Annotated in this window: 2 protein-coding genes; both read left to right on the top strand. The window is 61.1% G+C overall.

Annotation, left to right across the window (positions count from 1 at the left end):
* Window positions 1-116: 116 nt before the first annotated feature.
* A complete protein-coding gene (locus BO39_RS29385; RefSeq protein ID WP_052403044.1) occupies window positions 117-509 on the top strand; it encodes a MarR family transcriptional regulator in 393 nt (130 codons plus the stop codon).
* Window positions 510-885: 376 nt separating this feature from the next.
* The gene (locus BO39_RS29375) at window positions 886-1182 is read left to right on the top strand and encodes a hypothetical protein (protein ID WP_043840428.1); all 297 of its coding nucleotides are present in this window, start codon (window positions 886-888) and stop codon (window positions 1180-1182) included.
* Window positions 1183-1628 lie beyond the last annotated feature (446 nt).

Raw genomic sequence — 1628 nt, 5'->3', positions numbered from 1 at the left:
AGCCGCTCGTCTGAGCCGAGATCTGGACAAGCAACACCGCGTCACCGGCAAGTGACGCAACAAGGGCCGGGTGCCTAAGCACCCGGCCCCTTTGGGAACACTGAGGTAGGAGATCGATGATCGTACAAGGCACGCCCGACCAGTTCATCGAGATCCTACGGGAGACCATCGTTTCCCTCGTTCGCCGCGACGGACCCGACCTCACAGCACGCCAGCTCAGCATCTTCCTGATCGTCTATCTCGGTGAGGGGCCACATACGGTCCGAGGGTTAGCCGCGGCGCTTAACGTCCCCAAAGCCTCAGTCACCCGCGGGCTGGATCGGCTAGACACGTTTGATCTTACTCGCCGCAAGGCTGACCCAAAAGACCGCCGTTCGGTGCTTGTGCAGAGTACCGTCAAAGGCACCGCTCTGGCGCGCGAGATACAAGCCATCATGGGCGAGGCCGCGGCCGCGTTAGAGAAGAAGCCCAGCTTGAGTAAGGGATATGCTGGCAGCCACACACACTGACTAAACAGACGATGCCTGCTCGCGCCGATCAGGATGCGAGCCTGATTGTGTTAGCCGCCAAACTCTCCAGGAAAGGAAGAGCTGTGCTCAAGATGCTGCGCCAGTGCACTGCGCTTGTCATGGATGTGTTGACGTTTGACGAAACTGAACACCCTTCTCGATCGGATCTAGCGAGGGAGCGCAGCCTACAGCATGGGCCTTCGTACCGTCTGCAGTTGCTGCTGCGGCACCTAACGGCCAGACCGGAGACGGCTGCGGACTAAAGCTGTCCTGTTCCGATCGCCACTTACTCAGATTGCACCGGATCCAGTAGCGCGGCTGCAGGCAGCTGTGGCCACAGCACCCCTGACCCAACCTCTTGCGACGGACACAACCGATGCTCAAGGCTGCTGATAGGATAACCACCCTCTCCGACCACTTCCACGATGCCTTGGACAGGATACGCGAAGCGGATCCTGAACTCAGTAAGGACGAGTTTACAGCTCTCTTGGACAAGGCGCTCGACGTGGTGCGAGGCCTCTCAGCCACACGTGCTGAGACATGGCAGCAGCACGCGGAGAAGTTGATCGTGGCCGGTCGCGTGCGGGAGGATCTGCGATCTGCGGCCGCCGAGGGGCTGATCAAGTCCTGCATCTCGGACGCGATTTACCTGTCGATGATCGGCCGCGCCTGACACTTGCAATGCCCCCTGTCGAACACAGGCTGTCGGTGGCCCGCTGACCCTGTCAGCGCCAGCGCTGAGCTACGGCGTTCGCAGCAGGCTCGGCAAGGTGCCGACCAGATCCTCAGGCAATACCTGGTTTGGAAGGACTGGTGCGGCGGCATGCCTGCTTAGCCCAGGGACTTCGTGGCCGGTCGCAAAGACGAAGGAGGAATTTGACGCCTTCCACTGCGGCTGGCGAAGCTCAGGCACGCCACTAAAGAACGGTTATGCGCCCGCCGACCTGTTCAGGCTTCAGGCCCCGTCCTCCAGGCGCACCAGGTCATTCACCAGATCCCATGCCCAGAGTTCGGCCACGGTGCCGTGGACCGTCCCATCTGAATCTCTGGCTTCTGCCTTGGCCGCAAGGGCCTTGGCGATGATGCCGGCCATTGTCATGGGGACGGCAGCACTGATCG

This window comes from Roseomonas aerilata DSM 19363 (genome assembly GCF_000711725.1).
Taxonomy (GTDB): domain Bacteria; phylum Pseudomonadota; class Alphaproteobacteria; order Acetobacterales; family Acetobacteraceae; genus Roseomonas; species Roseomonas aerilata.
Note: the sequence above shows the minus strand (reverse complement) of the source record. Positions and strands in the feature narration are given on the sequence as shown.